The organism is Photobacterium lucens (genome assembly GCF_009873615.1).
GTDB lineage: Bacteria > Pseudomonadota > Gammaproteobacteria > Enterobacterales > Vibrionaceae > Photobacterium > Photobacterium lucens.
Genome location: NZ_SSMG01000157.1, coordinates 1 through 576 on the forward strand (window position 1 = coordinate 1; position 576 = coordinate 576).

A 576-nucleotide genomic window follows, 5' to 3' on the forward strand; every position below is an offset into this window, starting at 1 on the left:
TTCTTAGGTTATTTATTAAGTATTGATAATAATCAAGATTGTTGACCATATTGAGTAAGCTAATGAATACTAAAAACAGACATATCAACGAGTAAAAGAGATTCAGTCATTAAGATGAAACAGAATACGATGAAAGAAATAAAGCCGCTTTATCGTAAAGTGAATACCAGAACCCGAGGTGTTCGGCATCGTCATGGTAGCGATTATAGTAAAACTCGGCACAGAGATGATGTGTTAACCGGGATGCGAAAAGGCATTCAACGAGGATTGGATTACACGCCTTTATATAAATTTCTACTGTCCAAAATTGGTGGTTGTTGGAATACGATCTACAGAGAAGCTGTTTCAAGGTTAGATAAACCAGATCCTATTTTTAAGATGGTTGCTAAGCGATATGAATTAGGCAATGACATAATGCTTGTAAGTGAAAGCACTTATTTTAGTGGCTTATATATTGATAAAGAAGGCACACTGCAAGTGGTTAACCCTGATATAAATGAAAATAGCTTAAAGCCATTATGCAAATGTTGCACACATACATTTAATGGTATCCCCTTTAGTCAAAAATATACTGAT

At 34.5% G+C, this 576-nt stretch carries 1 protein-coding gene; it reads left to right on the forward strand.

Features of this window, described 5'->3' with window-relative positions; all coding sequences use genetic code 11:
• Positions 1-114 precede the first annotated feature (114 nt).
• On the forward strand, positions 115-576 hold a 462-nt coding region (locus E5A76_RS07310; protein ID WP_202443273.1), incomplete at its 3' end, for a hypothetical protein.